The 18,988-nt window shown below is 61.3% G+C and carries 15 protein-coding genes and 2 tRNA genes; 7 read left to right on the forward strand and 10 right to left on the reverse strand.

Going from position 1 to position 18,988, the window contains the following annotated elements:
* Positions 1-219: 219 nt before the first annotated feature.
* The gene (locus ABH945_RS06825) at positions 220-1,518 is read left to right on the forward strand and encodes an FAD-dependent oxidoreductase (protein ID WP_429250092.1); all 1,299 of its coding nucleotides are present in this window, start codon (positions 220-222) and stop codon (positions 1,516-1,518) included.
* Here the strand turns inward: ABH945_RS06825 and ABH945_RS06830 are convergent.
* Complete coding sequence (locus ABH945_RS06830; protein WP_429250093.1) at positions 1,471-1,791, reverse strand: hypothetical protein; 321 nt, start codon at positions 1,789-1,791, stop codon at positions 1,471-1,473. The genes ABH945_RS06825 and ABH945_RS06830 overlap by 48 nt on opposite strands.
* Here ABH945_RS06830 and ABH945_RS06835 point away from each other — a divergent pair.
* Together ABH945_RS06835 and pgi are read left to right on the forward strand one after the other, a co-directional pair.
* Positions 1,790-3,379, forward strand: a complete 1,590-nt coding sequence (locus ABH945_RS06835) for an NAD(P)H-hydrate dehydratase (protein WP_429250094.1) — start codon at positions 1,790-1,792, stop codon at positions 3,377-3,379. The genes ABH945_RS06830 and ABH945_RS06835 overlap by 2 nt on opposite strands.
* A gap of 298 nt (positions 3,380-3,677) precedes the next feature.
* Positions 3,678-5,300 (forward strand): glucose-6-phosphate isomerase, encoded by a 1,623-nt coding sequence (gene pgi, locus ABH945_RS06840; protein ID WP_074763955.1) that lies wholly within the window; start codon positions 3,678-3,680, stop codon positions 5,298-5,300.
* A gap of 115 nt (positions 5,301-5,415) precedes the next feature.
* Here the strand turns inward: pgi and ABH945_RS06845 are convergent, their stop codons facing one another.
* A complete protein-coding gene (locus tag ABH945_RS06845; RefSeq protein WP_429250095.1) occupies positions 5,416-6,102 on the reverse strand; it encodes an ABC transporter ATP-binding protein in 687 nt (228 codons plus the stop codon).
* Between ABH945_RS06845 and ABH945_RS06850 the strand changes: the two genes are divergently transcribed.
* Positions 6,101-6,805, forward strand: a complete 705-nt coding sequence (locus ABH945_RS06850; RefSeq protein ID WP_074763953.1) for an arylesterase — start codon at positions 6,101-6,103, stop codon at positions 6,803-6,805. The genes ABH945_RS06845 and ABH945_RS06850 overlap by 2 nt on opposite strands.
* Positions 6,806-6,924: 119 nt before the next feature.
* Positions 6,925-7,266, forward strand: coding sequence for a hypothetical protein (locus ABH945_RS06855; RefSeq protein ID WP_429250096.1), 342 nt, complete (start codon positions 6,925-6,927; stop codon positions 7,264-7,266).
* Between the two features lie 148 nt (positions 7,267-7,414).
* Here ABH945_RS06855 and ABH945_RS06860 read toward each other — a convergent pair whose 3' ends face one another.
* The 8 genes from ABH945_RS06860 to tig all read right to left on the reverse strand — a co-directional run bounded on the left by ABH945_RS06860 (position 7,415) and on the right by tig (position 16,645).
* Positions 7,415-9,358 (reverse strand): SurA N-terminal domain-containing protein, encoded by a 1,944-nt coding sequence (locus tag ABH945_RS06860; RefSeq protein WP_074763951.1) that lies wholly within the window; start codon positions 9,356-9,358, stop codon positions 7,415-7,417.
* 84 nt (positions 9,359-9,442) lie between these two features.
* Positions 9,443-9,519: transfer RNA gene (locus ABH945_RS06865), tRNA-Asp, on the reverse strand.
* 45 nt (positions 9,520-9,564) lie between these two features.
* Positions 9,565-9,640, reverse strand: a tRNA-Val gene (locus ABH945_RS06870).
* 130 nt (positions 9,641-9,770) lie between these two features.
* Positions 9,771-10,043 carry an HU family DNA-binding protein gene (locus ABH945_RS06875; protein ID WP_007585907.1) on the reverse strand — a complete coding sequence of 91 codons (273 nt, stop codon included), beginning with the start codon at positions 10,041-10,043 and terminating at the stop codon, positions 9,771-9,773.
* 329 nt (positions 10,044-10,372) lie between these two features.
* Positions 10,373-12,796, reverse strand: a complete 2,424-nt coding sequence (gene lon, locus ABH945_RS06880; protein ID WP_074763950.1) for an endopeptidase La — start codon at positions 12,794-12,796, stop codon at positions 10,373-10,375.
* Positions 12,797-13,000: 204 nt separating this feature from the next.
* Positions 13,001-14,272 (reverse strand): ATP-dependent Clp protease ATP-binding subunit ClpX, encoded by a 1,272-nt coding sequence (gene clpX / locus ABH945_RS06885; RefSeq protein ID WP_074763949.1) that lies wholly within the window; start codon positions 14,270-14,272, stop codon positions 13,001-13,003.
* 180 nt (positions 14,273-14,452) lie between these two features.
* Positions 14,453-15,106: an ATP-dependent Clp endopeptidase proteolytic subunit ClpP gene (clpP, locus tag ABH945_RS06890; protein ID WP_074763948.1), complete on the reverse strand. Its 654-nt coding sequence runs from the start codon at positions 15,104-15,106 to the stop codon at positions 14,453-14,455.
* A gap of 192 nt (positions 15,107-15,298) precedes the next feature.
* On the reverse strand, positions 15,299-16,645 hold the full coding sequence (tig, locus tag ABH945_RS06895) for a trigger factor (protein WP_074763947.1): 1,347 nt from the start codon (positions 16,643-16,645) through the stop codon (positions 15,299-15,301).
* Between the two features lie 619 nt (positions 16,646-17,264).
* On the opposite strand from tig, the gene ABH945_RS06900 reads away from it, so the two are divergent.
* On the forward strand, positions 17,265-18,434 hold the full coding sequence (locus ABH945_RS06900) for a glycerate kinase (protein ID WP_429250097.1): 1,170 nt from the start codon (positions 17,265-17,267) through the stop codon (positions 18,432-18,434).
* Between the two features lie 63 nt (positions 18,435-18,497).
* Positions 18,498-18,950, forward strand: coding sequence for a MarR family winged helix-turn-helix transcriptional regulator (locus ABH945_RS06905; RefSeq protein WP_074766393.1), 453 nt, complete (start codon positions 18,498-18,500; stop codon positions 18,948-18,950).
* Positions 18,951-18,988 lie beyond the last annotated feature (38 nt).

Here is an 18,988-nt window from a genome sequence, read left to right on the forward strand (position 1 = left end):
CCGGGAACAGGCTTCCAGCGGGCCTGACGGTGCGGTTTCGGTCCATCCGCCGATGCTGCGTCGATGCGCCGCCCGCGTGGCCGCGCCTTGCGTTTGACTGCTATCATTCGGCCTTTCACCAGATCGGCGCAAGCAGCCCGGCTCATGCCAGGCAGCGCCGCATGTCACGCCAGAACGGATACGCCACTTCGGCGTCCCGCCGGCAACTCGAATCAGAACATGGATGTCATCGTCATTGGCGGCGGAATTGCAGGCGCCGCCACCGCTTATCACCTGCGCGCGGCCGGTCACCGGGTCTGCGTCGTCGAGCGCCACGCCACCGTCGCGCAGGGCGCCACCTATGGCCACGGCGGCACGGTCCTGCCCACGCCGCTCGACGTCTGGTTCGGCCCGACCTTCATGGCGAGCCGCCAGAACGCCCGCAACGGCGTGATCAGCAAGGTCGGCTTCAATGGGCAGGCGCGTCAGTTCGTCAAGCAATTGTCCGCGCTGCAGGAACCGGACGCGTTCAGCCGCCAGTTCGGCCTGCTGCGTCCGCTGATCGAAGCGTCGCGCGACGCGTTGATCGATGTCGAATCGCGCTTCGGTCTCGAATTCGAACAGTCGAACGGCGTGCTTTATCTGGTGCGCTCGCAGCAGGAATGGGAGCAGACTCAAGCCGCGCTCGAATTGCTGCGCCAGTACGAAGTCCCGCATCACGTGCTGACGCCGGCCGAATGCGCGGCGTTCGAGCATTCGGTGCGCACCGAACCGGAGTTCGCCGGCGGCGTGCTGTTCGACCAGGAACGCACGGCCAACTGCCCGCTGTTCGCCAAACTCATCAAACAGACGCTCGACGCGCAAGGCGGCGTGCAATTCATGCTCGGCTGCGAAGTGTCGGCGATCCGTCTCGAAGGACAACGCGCGTCGGTGGAACTGGCGCCGCGTCCGGGTTCGGACGCCCGTTCACGCGAAGTCGACGTGATTCACGCCGACGCGATTGTCGTGGCGGCCGGTCATGGCAGCCTGTCGTTGCTCGAACCGCTGGGTTTGAAGCTGCCGCTGCATCCGCTGCGGCTGCATACGCTGGTCGCGCCGATCGCGCACGAGGAATGCGCGCCGCATGTGGCGATCGTCGACGCAGTGAAGCGGATCGGCATCAGCCGGATGAATCACCGGTTGCGGATTGCGGGCGGTGCGGTGCTGCAAAGCGCCGGCCAGATCGACAAGCCGTTGGGCGAAGCAGTCACGAAAGAGGCGCTGGCGCTGCTCGGCCAGGCCACGCATGACTGGATTCCGGGCGCCGCGCGGATTTCGGCGGCGCTGCCGTGGGAAGGCGTCAAGCTGCTGTCGCCGGATGGCTTGCCGGTGATCGGCAATGCGCTGCATCCGCGTCTGTTCGTCAATGTCGGACATGGTCCGGCGGGCTGGGGCCTCGCTTGCGGAGCGGGCAAGCTGGTCGCCGATCTGATTTCAGGCCAGACGTCCGATTTACCGGCCGATACGCTGGCCGCACTGCGGGCAGAACGGTTTCAATAAGCCTGTCGCTTCTGCATCAAATCCACTTGAAAACGTATTGGCGATCATGAGAACCACAAGGTTTTCATGATCGCCGGTTGCGTTCTTTTGCGTCCGGTCGCGTCTGTTTGCGAGCACACGCGACGACCGCTCCCGCAATTCCCGCTGCAAATGGCGCGCACGTACCAAAGCGGGCCGGAAAGAGCCGCGCATCGCGCCCGCATCGGCACTAACATAGCGATTTCCTTTGCTTGCGCGTGCTGCAACGAGCACGCGAAACGCCAGGTCCGCCATGACAGACGCCGAACACACGCCGCCTACCCTCATCAACCCGCATCATCGGGCGCTGCCCCTGCTGACGCTGACGGATCTGCGGATCGCCGAATCGCAAGCTCAAGCCGCACTGCCCCCGCACACGCTGATGGGCCGCGCCGGGCAATCGGCGGCGAGCTTTCTGCATGAGCAGATCACCCGCGACACGTCGGTCGAAAAATCGAAGCAGCGCGTGTGGCTGATCGCCGGCCCCGGCAATAACGGCGGCGACGCGTTGATTCTCGCGGCCGAATTGCACAGGGCGGGAATCGCCGTCGAGTTGTGTATGCCCGTCGACGTGAAACCGGACGACGCCCGCTGGGCACTCGACACGGCCCGCGCCGCGGGCGTGCCGATCACACCGGAACCGCCTGCAACGCTGGACGGCTTCCGCTGGCTCGTGGACGGCATGTTCGGCATCGGCCTGACCCGTCCGCTCGAAGGCGTATTCGCGAATGTCGCGCGGCAGTTGTCGCAGCGGGCGAAAGCGCGGCCCAGAAAAGGCGGCGTTCTCGCGCTCGACGTCCCAAGCGGACTCGACAGCGACACCGGCACCGTCGTCGGCAATGGCGACGGCGTCGCGGTCTGCGCGACTCACACGATCACCTTCATCGGCGCGAAGCCGGGTCTGTTCACCGCGCAGGGGCGCGACCTCGCCGGCCAGGTGACTGTCGCGCCGATCGGCGTCGACATTGGCGCGCGCACGGTCGTGCAATTGAACGCGCCCGAGCTTTTCAGCGCGTTCCTGCCGCCGCGCGATTTCGCGACCAACAAGGGCACGTTCGGCAGCCTCGCGGTGGTCGGCGGCGATACGGGGATGTGCGGCGCGCCGATCCTCGCGTCGCGCGCGGCGCTCTACGCCGGCGCGGGCAAGGTGCATGTCGCGCTGCTGGGCGACGGCGCTCCGCCTTACGATCCGCCGCATCCCGAACTGATGCTGCATCCCATCGACGATCTGCCGCTCGATTCGATGGATGCGCTGGCGGTCGGCTGCGGCATGGGGCACCGCGAGCGGGCGACGCGCGTCATGCACGACGTGCTGCCGCTCGACGTGCCCAAACTGTTCGATGCCGATGCACTGAACCTGATCGCCAAAGATCCCGCGCTGGCCGCAGAAGTGACCGCGCGCGGCGTGCAAGGCGACCCGTGCATCCTGACGCCGCATCCGCTCGAAGCCGCACGCCTGCTCGGCAGCGACGCCGCCGCCGTGCAGCGCGACCGCCCCGGCGCGGCCCGCGCGCTGGCCGCGCGCTTTGCGAGCGTCGTGGTTCTGAAAGGGACAGGCACGATCGTCGCGGCGCCGGACGGCCGCCTCGCGATCAACCCGACCGGCAACGCGGCGCTCGCCACCGGCGGCACCGGCGACGTGCTCGGCGGGATCATCGGCGCATTGCTCGCGCAGCATTTGCCACGCTACGAGGCGGCTCTCGCGGGCGTGTTCCTGCACGGCCTCGCCGCCGACACCCTCACCGCGCAAGGCCATGGGCCGGCCGGCCTGACAGCAGGCGAACTCGCACCGATGGTGCGCACCCTGCTGAACCGTATGTTCTATCCGCCGACGGCCGCATAACGCCGGCCTGACGCGCACCGTCGTCCCAACTTTTGCGCGCGATGCCCAAACCCATGCAGGCTGTCACGCATCGCCGCTATACTGGACAACTGCGCCGCGTGTCGGGTCGATCGCGGGCAGCAGCGAAGTTTCAACCGGAGCCCGAAGGCTCTGCGGCTCGTCAAAAGCCGGTTGAAACTTCACTGCGGCCCGCGTCGCGAACCCGGCTGCGCGGCATCGTTCTAACAGCATCGTTGCATCATCCTCGGCAGCGCTTCACGCGCGGCCTTTCTTCGTGCCCCCTGGTTAGACGGACGCTATGACCCAGAACTCGCTCCCCTCCTGGTCCTCGCTGCAAACGCATTACGAGAAGATTCGCGATGCGCACATGCGCGACTGGTTCGCCCCCGAGAACGACCCCGCCCCTACCCGTGCCGAGCGCTTCGCGTTCGCGGGCGGCGGACTCGCGGCCGATTTCTCGAAGCACCGTATCACCGATGAAACCCTGAAGCTGCTCGTGCAACTCGCGCGCGAAGCCGGCGTCGAAAAACGCCGCGACGCGATGTTCGCGGGCGAGGTCGTCAACCCGACCGAAGGCCGCGCCGCGCTGCATACCGCGTTGCGCGCGACCGATCCGAAAGCGCCGTTCCACGCCGAGATCAAGGCCGAACGCGCGAAGATGGCCGCGTTCGCCGACCAGGTGCGCAGCGGCGCATGGACCGGCTACACCGGCAAGCGGATTCGCTACGTGGTGAACATCGGCATCGGCGGCTCGGATCTCGGGCCGAAGATGGTCGTGCACGCGCTGCATCATCTGGCTACGCCGGAGATCACCACGCACTTCGTGTCGAACGTCGACGGCGCCGATCTGTACAACGTGATGCAGCAGATCGATCCCGAGGAAACGCTCGCGATCATCGTGTCCAAGACCTTCACGACGCTCGAAACGATGACCAACGCGCGCTCGCTGCGCGACTGGTTCGTCGAAAAGGGCTGCCCGGAAAGCGCACTGGCGAAGCATTTCGTCGGCGTGTCGGCGAACCCGGCGGAAGTGGTCAAGTTCGGCATCGCGAAAGAGAACGTGTTCGAGATGTGGGACTGGGTCGGCGGCCGCTATTCGCTGTGGTCGGCGGTCGGTCTGTCGATCATGATCGCGGTCGGCCCGCAGCAGTTCGATGAACTGCTCGCTGGCGCGAACGAGATGGATCAGCATTTCCGCGATGCGCCGCTCGAAAAGAATTTGCCGGTGCTGCTCGGCATGATCGGCATCTGGTATCGCAACTTCTTCGGCTCGCAAAGCTACCTGGTCGCGCCGTATTCGGAAGCGCTGCATTTCCTGCCGTCGTATCTGCAACAACTGGAGATGGAGAGCAACGGCAAGTCGGCACGGCTCGACGGCGCGTTCGTCGACTATCCGACGTCGGCGGTGACGTGGGGCGAGCCTGGCACGAACGGCCAGCATGCGTTCTTCCAGATGCTGCATCAAGGGCCGACCATCGTCCCGATCGACTTCGTTGCTGTGCTGACGCCGGAGCATCCGCTGGCGAGCCATCATCCGAAGCTGCTGGCTAACTGCTTCGCGCAAAGCGAGGCGTTGATGCTCGGCCGCACGCTTGAAGAAGCGAAGAAAGTGGCGGGCCCGGACAAGCCGGAACTCGCGCCGCATCTGACCTTCCCGGGCAACCGGCCGACCGCCACGCTGATACTCGATGCGCTCACTGCGCGTTCGCTCGGCGCGTTGATCGCGTTGTACGAACACAAGGTGCTGGTGCAGGCGTCGGTGTGGAACATCAACCCGTTCGATCAATGGGGCGTCGAACTCGGCAAGATTCTCGGCAAGGTGGTGGAGGCCGATCTGACCGCTGCAAGCGTGGACGAGAAGAAGCACGACTCGTCGACCTCGGCGCTGATCGCGCGGGCGCGGGCCGCGTTGAAGAAGTGAGCGATGCTTCGGGCTGAATCCCGCTGCTTCTAGCAGGAATGAATAGCGGAAATGAAAAAGCGGGCCTTCGTGGCCCGCTTTTTTTATAGCGACGATTTTTGTCGATGGCGCAGGATCAGGCCAGCCGCCCCGCTTCGATCGTCACCGTCTTGTCGCAACGACGCGCCAGTTCGATGTCATGCGTGACGAGAATCAACGTGGCGCCGTTCGCGCGATTCATCTCGAACATCAGATCGATCACGGCGTGACCGGTCGCGGCATCGAGACTGCCGGTGGGTTCGTCGGCGAACAGGATAGCCGGATGCGTGACGAAGGCCCGCGCCAACGCCACACGCTGCTGTTCGCCACCGGACAGCAGCTTCGGATAATGCCCGGTACGCTGCCCAAGGCCGACCTGCTCCAGCAGACCACGCGCCCGTTGCGCCGCCTCGCGCGTGCCGACGCCGCCTTGCAACTCGAGCGGCAACGTGACGTTCTCGAGCGCGGTCAGGTGCGGCATCAGTTGGAACGACTGGAACACGAAGCCGACCGATCCGCTGCGCAACGCAGCCCGCCCGTCTTCGTCGAGTTCGCCGAGTTCCCGGCCCAGCAACCGAACCGAGCCCGAACTCGCGCTGTCCAATCCCGCGAGCAAGCCAAGCAGCGTAGACTTGCCCGACCCGGATGCACCGACGATTGCCACACTGCTGCCGGCATCGATAGCAAGATCGATATCGTCGAGAATCGTCAGTTCGCCCGTTGCATCCTTAACCTTCTTGCACAAACCCCGCACTTCAATGACTGGATCAGTTTTGTTTAGCATGGTGAAGCGTAGGTTGAAAGTGCTCGCCATAGCCCCGCGCGCCGCAGCGCTGTCTACAGCATTCGGCTCGACCGTGATGGCCGCCGCCCTCTTTTCGATGCCCTTCGCGGCCCAGGCCGCCAATGCGCCCGAACCTGCCCGGCCGGTAATCGTCGTACTCGGCGACAGCATCTCCGCCGAATACGGCCTGCCTCGCGACACTGGCTGGGTTGCGCTGATGCGCCAGCGTCTGTCCGACGAGCGAATCGATTATAGCGTCGCCAATGCCAGCATCAGCGGCGACACCACCAGCGGCGGACGGGCCCGCTTGCCGGCGCTCATGCAACGCCTGAAGCCGAGCATCGTGATCGTCGAACTCGGCGCCAACGACGCATTGCGAGGCGTGCCGCTTTCCACCACCGAAGACAACCTGCGCACGATCATCGAGCAGGCTCAACAGGGACATGCAAAGGTCGTGCTGGTGGGCATGTACGTCCCGCCCAATTACGGCCCCGACTACACGCAAAAGTTCCACGGCCTGTATGGCGATCTGTCGAAGGAATTGCGTGTGCCGTTAGTGCCGTTCCTGCTCGCCGGCATCGCCGACAAACCGGACATGTTCCAGGCCGATCAGATGCACCCGACCCAGCAGGCACAGCCAGTGCTACTCAACAACGTGTGGCCTGCAGTAAAGCCACTCCTTCGTACAAGTTCGTCGCACTGAAAAGCTGCTAACAACTTGTTTCCAGAACTTTGGGAACGCGGATCGGCAAGTTTGTTCTGACACTTTCCTATCCCGTGTCACCCCGCTCGTTTCGCTAGAGCGACTTCCGAGGAGATAACGTGAAATACCTACCGTTAATCGCTTTGACCGTGGCAATTTCTGCCTGCGCCGCTCAACCGCCTGCTGGCGTTCAATCCGTCGGACAAAGCCAGCAACCGCCGAAGGCCGTGGCCACCTGCATCGCGCAGAAATGGGCCGACGGTTCGCAACAGCAGGTTGTCACGCAAAATACCCTGGCCAACGACCAGGCCATGGACGTGTATGTGCCGGGTCAGCAACCGCCTAACGGCGCTGCGGCTGTGGTGCGTCCGTCCTACAGCGGCCCGGGCACGTGGGTCGGTTTCCGCTCAGGCGGCGGCGCTGGCGGTGAAGCGGCTGGCGCGATCAGCGGCTGCCTTTAAGCTTTAATGTCTGACGCAACGCTCGTTGCGTAGCAGCAAACCATTTGCCGGTCGCACCGCGATCGTCAAATGAAAAAGCCCCGCAAATGCGGGGCTTTTTTTGCCTGCGTACGGTGTTCTGTACGCGGCCTGAAAGCGCTGACGACAGTTAGTCGTCGTTGCCTTGCGCGTTATTGCTGCTGCTGTCGAGCGAACCGTAGAACTTCACTTTCGAACGCTCGCGCAGCGCCTGCACATAGGCTTCGACTTCCGACTGCGAGGCAACTTGTGCGATCTGTTGCTGCGCAGCAGTCAGACGCTGCGGGTCGATCGGCGCACCCGCGACCACCGAGTTCACCCGATAGATCGCGTAACCATCAGCACCGAGGTCCACACCCACGTAAGCCGGCAATTTTTGCGCATCGGCTTTGTAGATTGCACTCAATGCGGCAGGCGGCACGCCTTGCGCGTCATTGCGCGAAACCTTCAGCGGAGACGAAAAACCGGTCGTTGCCTTCGACTTTTCAAACTCGGCCAGCTTCGCGATACCGTCCTTATGCGCTGCCTCGTCCGATTGAACCGCAACGACCTTCTGACGCACGGCATCTTTGATCGCGTCGAGCGCCGGCACGGCCGCAGCCTTGTAGTCGGTCACGCGTGCAGCGATCAGCGCGTTGCCGCCAACATCGATAGCTTGCGTGTTATTGCGAGCTTGCACCGCATCGTTAGCAAACACGGCCGCGAGGAATTTCGCGTTGTTCAACGGGCTATCCGGCGGCAGCTTCGGATCCGGCTGCGGCGTGACCGTTGCGGTCTGCAACTGGAGCTTGTACTTGTCGGCGGCCGGTTGCAGGCTCTTCGCCTTTTCGTAGACGATCGACGTGAAGCCTTCCGAATCGTCGGTGAATGCCTTGCTGGCCAGTTGCGTCTTCAGATCTTTCGCGATCTGATCTTTCACTTCGTCGAACGGTTTCGTGACGGCAGGCTTCACATCCGTCACCTTGACGATGTGGAAACCGAAATCGGTTTGCACGATGCCGCTGACTTCGTCTTTCTTCAGCGCGAACACAGCGTCGTCGAATGCCTGACCGCCCGCGATCATGCCGCGACCGAAGTAACCGAGGTCACCGCCCTTCGATGCCGAACCCGGATCCTGCGAATTCTGCTGAGCGATCTGCGCAAACTGATCCGGGTGCGCCTTGATCTGCGCGAGCAACTCTTCGGCCTTCTGCTTCGCCTTGGCTTTGTCAGCCGGGCTCGCGTCTTTCGGCGCCGAAATCAGAATGTGGCTTGCACGCACCTCGCCGTCCGTGCGGAAGTGCGTGATGTTGTCGTCGTAGTACTTCTTCAGATCGGCGTCGCTCGGCTGCGTTGCCGCGCTCAACGTTGCCGGCGACATCACGAGGTACTGAATCGTAGCCGTGGCGGGCGTGGCGAAGTCGCTCTTGTGCGCGTCGTAATACGCCTGCAATTGCGCGTCGGTCGGCTGGACTTTCGCCGCATAGTCACGCGGATGGAACGCGATGCCCTGCACTTCACGCTGCTGTTCTGCCAGTGCGGTCAGTTGCTGTGCGAGGGTTTTCGACGTGAAAGCACTGCCTTGAATGCTTGCCGGCAGTTGCTGCGTGGCAATGCTATAGCGCACGCGCTCGTCGTACTGGTCGGGCGTCATGCCCTGCATCGCAAGCAATTGCTTGTAGCGGTCGAGGTCGATCGAGCCGTCGGGATTCTTCAGCGACGAGATAACCGGATCGTTGAGCAGAACGCGACGCACGGCGTCGTCGGATGCAGTCAGATGCAGACGCTGCGTTTCATCGGCCAGCACGCGCTGTTCGATCAAACCGTCGAGCATGTCGCGACGACGATCCGGCGTATCGAACGACTTCATGTCGAACTGCGCGCCAAGCATTTGACGAGCGCGGTCGAGCTGCTGACGCATGGCGTCGTCGTACTCTGCGCGAGTGATCTTGTGACCGTTGACGCTTGCGACGTTTGCGCTCTCGTCGAAAAAGCCGCGGAACCCTTGAATACCCACAAAACCCAACCCCGGCACAATGACGAGGATGAGCATGAACATCATCAGGCGTTTGTGATTACGGAAAAAATCGAGCATGCGTGGAGTGCCAAAAACAGAACGCCCGATCTTACAACAGCGGGCAAAAAAAAAGGCGAACCGGAGTTCGCCTTTCATGGATGCTGGCGGAGTGGACGGGACTCGAACCCGCGACCCCCGGCGTGACAGGCCGGTATTCTAACCGACTGAACTACCACTCCTTATACTGCGTCACTGCGCTGAAACACTCGAACCGAATCTGAAACTGGTGGGTGCTGAGAGGCTCGAACTCCCGACCTACGCCTTGTAAGGGCGCCGCTCTACCAACTGAGCTAAGCACCCAGCTTCACGATTCATGTGCTTCTGCTATTGCTGCCTGATCGCTTCGGGCCGAACATTTCGACGCCTCGGCTAGCACCTGCCCGCCGCACTTCTTTCTGGCGAACCGGCTATTCCTCAAGCAGCAAGCCCATTAGTTTAGCGCATCCTTCAGAGCTTTGCCAGGCCTAAATTTAGGAACTTTTGCGGCCTTGATTTTGATCGCTGCGCCGGTGCGCGGATTGCGCCCCGTACGAGCCGTCCGCTTGCCGACCGCGAACGTGCCAAAACCGACCAACGTCACCGAACCGCCTTTCTTCAACGTACCCTTGACGCCACCGATCACAGCATCGAGTGCACGACCTGCCGCCGCCTTCGAAATGTCGGCTTGTTGTGCAATGTGATCGATCAATTCCGTCTTGTTCATTCCTACCCCCGAGAATGTTTATGGCAATCGTGACGGTGCTTTAACGCACCTGGATCATCACGCGGCTGGCGGTAACGCCGAGCCGCCTCATTAGAATTGGCCGAAACCCTTGTGTCAAGCGGGGTTGAGCCTGATTCAGCGGCTTTTTAAACCGCTTTTTTATAACCGAAGATTGCAACAATTCCATGCGTGCGCGGGCACTCCGAACTTTGCCCATAAGGTGGGAATGACAGTACGCGCGGTCATCACGCGATGCGTCCAGACAATAAAAAACCCGCGGCCGTAACCGCGGGTTTTTTGTCCAGCAAGCAACCAGGTTGCCAGCTGCTTTAGTGCTTCACAACTTCTGTTGCGCCAGCGTCTTTACCCGGCTCGGCTGCAACGGGCGTTGCAGGCTTTGCCTCTTCTTCCGGCAATGCTTGCGGTACACGTTCGAGCGCAAGTTCGAGCACCTTGTCGATCCAGCGGACCGGCACGATTTCGATCGCGTTCTTCACGTTATCCGGAATCTCCGTCAAGTCCTTGACGTTTTCTTCCGGAATCAGCACCAGCTTGATACCACCGCGATGCGCAGCCAGCAGCTTTTCCTTCAGGCCGCCGATCGGCAAGACTTCACCACGCAGCGTGATTTCGCCCGTCATCGCGACGTCGGCACGAACCGGAATACCGGTCAACACCGACACCAGCGCGGTCGTCATCGCGATACCGGCCGAAGGACCGTCCTTCGGCGTCGCGCCTTCCGGCACGTGGATGTGAATGTCCTGCTTCTCGAACGCTTCGTCCTTGATACCGAGACGACGCGAACGCGAACGCACAACCGAGCGCGCAGCTTCGACGGATTCCTTCATCACGTCGCCGAGCGAACCCGTGCGGATCACATTGCCCTTACCCGGCATCACCGCGGCTTCGATGGTCAGCAGATCGCCGCCCACTTCCGTCCACGCGAGACCCGTGACCTGGCCAACCTGATTTTCCTTCGCAGCCAGACCGAAGTCGTACTTGCGCACGCCGAGGAACGTGTCGAGATTACTGCCGTCGACCTTCACCGCGCCTTCTGCCTTCTTCAGCAGAAGCATCTTCACGACCTTGCGGCAAATCTTCGAAATTTCACGCTCGAGCGAACGAACACCCGCTTCACGCGTGTAGTAACGAATGATGTCGCGGATCGCGGTTTCCGTTACATCGACCTCGCCTTCCTTGAGGCCGTTGTTCTTCTTCTGCTTGGGCAAAAGATAACGTTGCGCGATGCTGACCTTCTCGTCTTCCGTGTAACCCGACAGACGGATCACTTCCATCCGGTCGAGCAGCGGCGGCGGAATGTTCAGCGAGTTCGACGTCGCCACGAACATCACGTCCGACAGATCGAAGTCGACTTCGACGTAGTGATCGGCGAACGTATGGTTCTGTTCCGGATCGAGCACTTCGAGCAGAGCCGATGACGGATCGCCGCGGAAATCCTGGCCCATCTTGTCGACTTCGTCGAGCAGGAAGAGCGGATTGCGCACGCCGACCTTGGTCAGGCTTTGCAGAATCTTGCCGGGCATCGAACCAATGTACGTACGACGATGGCCGCGAATCTCAGCTTCGTCACGCACGCCGCCGAGCGCCATACGCACGAACTTGCGGTTCGTAGCGCGAGCGATCGACTGACCCAGCGACGTCTTACCGACACCCGGAGGCCCAACGAGGCACAGGATCGGCGCTTTGACCTTGTCGACACGTTGTTGGACCGCGAGATACTCGAGAATGCGTTCCTTCACTTTCTCGAGACCGAAGTGGTCCTCATCGAGCACGCGCTCCGCATTCGAGAGGTCGTTGTTGACCTTGCTCTTCTTGCGCCACGGCAAGCCGATCAGCGTGTCGATATAGTTACGCACGACCGTCGCTTCAGCCGACATCGGCGACATCAGCTTGAGCTTTTTGAGCTCGGCGTCGGCCTTCTTCTTGGCTTCCTTCGGCATGCGGGCAGCCGTGATGCGCTTCTCGAGTTCTTCGAGATCCGCACCTTCTTCGCCTTCGCCGAGTTCCTTCTGGATCGCCTTGACCTGTTCGTTCAGGTAGTACTCGCGCTGGCTCTTCTCCATCTGGCGTTTGACACGCCCACGGATACGCTTTTCGACCTGCAGGATGTCGATCTCGGCTTCGAGTTGCGCGAGCAGATGCTCGAGTCGCTCGATGACCGGGAACATTTCGAGGATGTGCTGCTTCTGGTCGAGCTTGAGCGGCAGATGCGCCGCGATCGTATCGGCCAGACGACCCGCTTCGTCGATACCCGACAGCGACGTCAGGATCTCAGGCGGAATCTTCTTATTCAGCTTCACATACTGATCGAACTGCGACACGATCGCGCGGCGCAACGCTTCAGTTTCAGCGCTGTCGGCGTGGTCGGGTTCGAGCGGCATGACTTCGCACGAGAACTGCGTTTCCTGTTCTTCGATGGAAAGCGTCTTCGCGCGCTGCAAGCCTTCGACGAGCACCTTGACGGTGCCATCGGGCAGCTTGAGCATTTGCAGGATGTTGGCGACACACCCTACTTCGTACATGTCCTTTTCGGTCGGCTCATCTTTCGCAGCCGTTTTCTGGGCGACGAGCATGATGTGCTTGCCGCCTTCCATCGCTGCTTCGAGAGCCTTGATCGACTTCGGGCGGCCTACGAAGAGCGGAATCACCATGTGCGGGAAGACGACTACGTCACGCAGCGGGAGCAGCGGGAGCGTAATGCGTTCCGGCGGGAGGAGTTGGGTTCCTGACATTTCATTTCCCCATGAGTGGAATCAGTTCGTTCGATAGGTGAGGCCAGCAGAAACTATTGCAAGGCCTCCGCGTGTGGGAAAAGTTCAGTGACTCCGAAGGTTCAGTGACTCCATTGTGAAAACAAGCTTCATTGACCACACGATAAACGAAAAAAGCCGTTCACGTTGCCATGAACGGCTTTTTTTGCAGAACTCGAAAGCCGATCAGTTCGAACCCGCGACCTTGGGCGCGTCTTCGTAGATCAGTAGCGGTTTGCCGTCGCCGTCGATAACGTTGTCGTCGATGATGACCTTGCTGACGCCTTTCATTTGCGGCAGGTCGTACATCACTTCAAGCAACGCCTGTTCCAGGATGGAGCGCAAACCGCGCGCACCCGTCTTGCGACGGATCGCTTTACGCGCCACAGCCTGCAACGCAGCCGGACGAATCTCCAGTTCGACGCGTTCCATGTTGAACAGCTTGTGGTACTGCTTCACCAATGCGTTCTTCGGTTCAACGAGGATCTTCATCAACGCAGTTTCGTCGAGCTTGCCGAGCGTGGCGACCACCGGCAGACGGCCGATCAGTTCGGGAATCAAACCGAACTTGATCAGATCTTCCGGCTCCACTTCGCGAAGCACCTCGCCCGCGTCCCGCTCCTGCTTGCTCTTCACGCTCGCGCCGAAACCAATACCCGTCTTTTCGGTGCGGTCGACGATGACCTTCTCCAGACCGTCGAACGCGCCACCGCAGATGAACAGAATATTGGTGGTGTCGACCTGGATGAAGTCCTGATTCGGATGCTTGCGGCCGCCCTGCGGAGGCACTGACGCCATCGTGCCTTCGACGAGCTTCAGCAGAGCCTGCTGCACGCCTTCACCCGACACATCACGTGTGATAGACGGGTTGTCGGACTTGCGGCTGATCTTGTCGATTTCATCGATGTAGACAATACCGCGCTGGGCCTTGTCCACTTCGTAGTTGCAGTTCTGCAGCAACTTCTGAATGATGTTCTCGACGTCTTCGCCGACATAGCCGGCCTCCGTCAACGTGGTTGCGTCAGCAATCACAAACGGGACGTTCAGGAGGCGTGCGAGCGTCTGCGCGAGCAAAGTCTTGCCGGAACCGGTCGGGCCGATCAGCAGAATGTTGCTCTTTGACAGCTCGATTTCATCCTTCTTGTCGAGATGCTTGAGGCGCTTGTAGTGGTTGTACACCGCTACTGCAAGAATCTTCTTCGCGCGTTCCTGACCGATCACGTACTGGTCGAGAATTTCACGAATTTCCTGCGGACTTGGCAGATCGGACTTGGACAAGCCCGCCTCGATGCCCGCACCCGCCGCCTCGTCACGGATGATTTCGTTGCACAGGTCGATACATTCATCGCAAATGAACACCGACGGGCCAGCAATCAGCTTTTTGACCTCATGCTGGCTCTTGCCGCAAAACGAGCAATACAACAGCTTTTCGCTGTTAGAACCTTTCTTGTCCGCCATAGATGTGTGAGCCTCCGGACACTCAATTACATGATACGCCGTTTGCCCCCGCCTCGCGGTTTGGGCGTGGCGGGGTTTGAGCCAAGGTGACGGCGTTTGCCGCAGGCGCTCGGACGATTCTTGATTATTTCACAACGGATCTGGCGGCCTTGCCCCAACTAAGGGCAAAACCGCACCAGGTCAAGGACGCTTGTGCGCGACCTGGTCGACCAGACCGTAAGCTTGCGCGTCGTCGCCGGACATGAAATTGTCGCGGTCGGTGTCGCGGGCAATACGCTCGACCGGCTGGCCGGTGTGGTGGGCGAGCAGACTATTCAGGCGCTCCTTCAGGTACAGAATTTCCCGAGCCTGAATTTCGATATCCGAGGCCTGACCACGCGCGCCGCCCAGCGGCTGGTGAATCATCACGCGCGAATTCGGCAATGCAAAACGCTTGCCCTTCGCTCCTGCCGCCAGCAGGAACGCACCCATGCTAGCTGCAAGACCCATGCACAGAGTGGAAACGTCCGGCTTGATGAACTGCATCGTATCGTAGATCGCCATGCCGGCCGACACTGACCCGCCGGGGCTGTTGATATAGAAGCTGATGTCCTTGTCCGGATTCTCGCTTTCCAGGAACAGCATCTGCGCGACAACCAGATTAGCCGTCTGATCGTTCACCTCGCCCACGAGGAACACGATACGTTCCTTCAGCAGACGCGAGTAGATGTCATACGAGCGCTCGCCCCGGCCGCTCGTTTCCACGACGATCGGCACCAGTCCGAGCGCCTGCGCTTCGAGATCCCGTGACGATTGGGAGGTCAACGTGTCCAGCATTTGAGCGCGAAAGGTCATGCAATGGATCCTTGTCTGGAAATATTCTAAATATTCGATGCTAGACAGGTGTGGTCGACGAGCCCGCATTCAAGTGCGCGATCAGTACGAACTGGACGCGCAATGCCATGCAAAATGCAACGCACATTCACAGCACAAAAAAACGGCGTGCGGGCCGTCGCTCCGACAGCCGGCACGCCGTTGCAGCGACGCTTACGCTTGCGCCGTTGCGCTTGCCAGTTCTTCGAAGCTCACTTCCTTGTCCGTCACCTTCGCCTTACCCAAAACGAAATCGACGACGTTGGCTTCAACGACGTACGCTTCCATTTCAGCAAGACGTTGCTGGTTCGAATAATACCAGCGGACGACTTCCTTCGGGTCTTCGTAGCTTTTTGCGAACTCGTCGACTTCAGCACGGATCTGTTCCGGCTTGGCTTGCAGTTCGTTAGCCTTGACCAGCTCAGCCAGCACGAGGCCCAGCTTGACGCGGCGCTCAGCCTGTTCCTTGAACATGGCAGCCGGGATCGGCGCATCTTTAGCGTTGGGCACGCCGCGTTGCTCCAGATCCTGACGCGCCATTCCGACGAGGCGCTCCTGATCCTGTTCGATCAGTGCGTTCGGCACGTCGAGTTCGGAAATTTTCAGCAGCGCGTCCATCACCTGGTTCTTGACGATGGCTTGCGTGCGGCGCTTTGCTTCGCGTTCGAGATTGTCTTTGATCTCGGCGCGCATCTTGGTCAGATCGCCGTCTTCGATACCGAGCGACTTCGCGAAGTCAGCGTCGATTTCCGGCAGGTGCGGCCACTCGATCTTCTTCATCGTGATCGTGAATTGCGCCGTCTTACCTGCGACGTCCTTGCCGTGGTAGTCCTCAGGGAACGCCAGGTCGAATTCCTTCGCCTCGCCGACCTTCAGGCCCAGTGCCGCCTTTTCGAATTCCGGCAGCATGCGGCCTTCGCCCAGCACGAACGCGAAGTCGTCGGCGCTACCGCCCTGGAACACTTCGCCTTCGATCTTGCCGACGAAGTCGACCGTCACGCGATCGCCGTCTTTGGCTGCCGTATCGGCACCGCCGTCGCCGTGATCGCCAGCTTCGCCGCGAGCGTGGAAGTGCACGCGTTGCTTGCGCAGGATTTCCAGCGTGCGGTCGATTTCCGCTTCGCTGATCGTGGTCGTGGTGCGTTCGATTTCAGCCGTAGCGACATCGCCCAGCTTCACTTCCGGGTACACCTCGAAAGTTGCGTCGAATGCGTAGTCGCCTTCAGCGACGTCGGCCTTCGGCGCAAAGCTCGGCTGGCCTGCAACGCGCAGGTTTTCGGTGCGGCTGATGTCGAAAAATTCCTTGCCGACCTTGTCGCTCAGCACTTCGGCTTCCACCTGGCCCGAATACTGTTGCGTCACCATCTTGAGCGGCACCTTGCCCGGCCGGAAACCCGGCATACGCACGTTCTTCGCGAGTTGACGGATACGCGAGTCCACTTCCTTCTGCACGGCATCCTTCGGCAGGGAAATCGTGACGCGGCGTTCGAGCTTGCCGAGGTTTTCAACAACGTTAGCCATGGCTTCAATCGTCCTAAAATTATTCGAGCGAATCAGTTATCTTCTCCGTGCCGCTTGTCGATGTCGCGTGCAAACGTTCTTACATTCGCTAACGTCGTTTTGCATCGATTGCGCGCCTGCGCCGCGGGCTTGCAGGCCGCCGGCAGCACGGTTGGGTCCAAAGAGCCGAATATTTTAGCAAACTATTTGCGCGCCCAACCGGGATTCGATGAATGAGGACGTTTTTCTCGAGATTCCGGTAGCTTTCCGGCCCGTTTCTGCACGGTTTCCACCTGATTCCAGTGCCGCTCCTGCGCCTGGTCTCCGCCTGTCTGCGGCGACGTTGACCCAGCACCCGGAGCCACAGCAATCGCAACCACCGTTCGCGACGATATCCATTACGGCCGCGCCTCCAGCCCCGTCCGCCTTCACGTTGCGCTAGCTCCCCGTTTACCGCCGCCACAGAACAGCGCCTGTCGGCCAGCACGCTCCAGCGGACGATTCCGGCTATGCCGTTCGACATATTCAGTCCGCGCGCCCATGCTGATAAGCTAATGAACGAGCTTGGACTGCATCGCTTTCTGCTCTGTTCCGACTGCCCCAGCACCCCGCGAAACAATTCCAACTATCCAGAGACACCATGCCGAATTCGTCGTCCTCGCCTGTCGTCGTCATTGCTCCCGACTCATTCAAAGGCTCGCTCAACGCGGAACAGGTCGCGCAGGCGATCGCGTCCGGCATTCAGCGCGCGCGGCCCGATGCCAGCGTGCGCATTTGCCCGATGGCCGACGGCGGCGAAGGCACGCTCGACGCGATGCTCACGAGCGGCGGCGAGCGACGCAAGCTGAGCGTGCGCGGCGCAGCCGGCCCATTGCGCGAAGCCCAGACTGCGCTGCTCGCCGACGGCAGTGCGATTATCGAAACAGCGGAAATCGTCGGCATTACGGACGCGGTGGGCATGGGCGTGCCGGTCGAAGCTCGCAGTACTCGCGGCATGGGCGAAGCGATACGCGCGCTGCTGGACGCCGGCGTGCGGCGGTTTTTCGTCGCGCTGGGCGGCAGCAGCACTAATGACGGCGGCGCCGGCTTACTGGCCGGCCTCGGCCTGAAACTGCTCGACGCGCAGGGCAACGAACTCGACGGCACGCCTGAGCAGCTTGCGCGCGTCGCGCGTCTCGATGTTTCCCAACTGGACGCCCGCCTCGCGGACACACAATTTATCGGCATGTCCGACGTGGATAACCCACTGACCGGCGATCACGGCGCAACCGCGGTATTTGGTCCGCAAAAGGGCGTCAAGCCGGAACAGATCGCATCGATCGACGCTGCCCTCGCCCGCTTTGCCGATCTGCTCGAAGCAGCACTCGGGCGTAAGGCGCGCGACCAGGCCGGTGCGGGCGCGGCGGGCGGCCTCGGATTTGCGCTGCATATGCTCGGCGCGAAATTCGAACCCGGCGCGGAAACAGTCGCGCGGCAGATCGGCCTCGACGCGGCGCTCGAAGGCGCTAACTGGCTGATCACAGGTGAAGGCCGCTCGGACGTGCAAACGCTGCACGGCAAGGCGCCGTTCATCGCTTGCCGTCACGCGCAGGCAGCCGGTGTGCCGGCCACGTTACTTTCCGGCGCAGTGGATTCAGCCGCATTGCCGCGTCTTTCCGAATATTTCAGCGGATGCTTTTCGCCCGCTCCGGGCCCGATTACGCTCGATGTCGCGATTCGCGACGCGGCACGTCTGCTTGCCAACGAGGCGGAACAACTGACGCGCCTCAGGTACGGGCCGACACCAGACTCCGCCCCCGGCGCGCGTTGACCCGCAGGGCGGTTGCGGCAACAATCACAGCGCCACGACCGCTCCACTCATCACGGGATGACCATGAAGGACTCCGTTAAAGCTGGGCTCGAGCAGCTCCTCACCTACCGTCTGCACGTGCTGAACAAACTTGCGGAGCGTGGCATCAGTGAGCGCTATCAAGGGAAACTCGGCGTGACCTTGCCCGAGGCGCGGGTGATTGCGTCGGTAGGATCGTTCGGACCGTTCTCGATCATGGAGTTGGCGAGACACGCCAATCTCGACAAAAGTCAGGCGAGCCGCGCGGCGGAAGCGCTGATCCAGCAAGGACTGGTTCAGCGACAGCAGAGTGAGGAAGACGGACGGGTGGTGCTGGTCTCGCTCACGGCGGAAGGCCGGGCGCTTTATCGGAAGGTCATGCCGATTGCGCGAAAATGGAACGGCGATATGTTCGATTGCCTCGACGAACAGGAAAGGGCCGCGTTCGGGAACGCGCTCGACAGGATCATAGCGGCGATGTCGGCGCGGCAGGAGTGAGGATCGTGTCTCACGCTAGTGACAACGACTCTCCTCGC

It is taken from the genome of Paraburkholderia sp. GAS333 (assembly GCF_050435665.1).
GTDB lineage: Bacteria > Pseudomonadota > Gammaproteobacteria > Burkholderiales > Burkholderiaceae > Paraburkholderia > Paraburkholderia fungorum_A.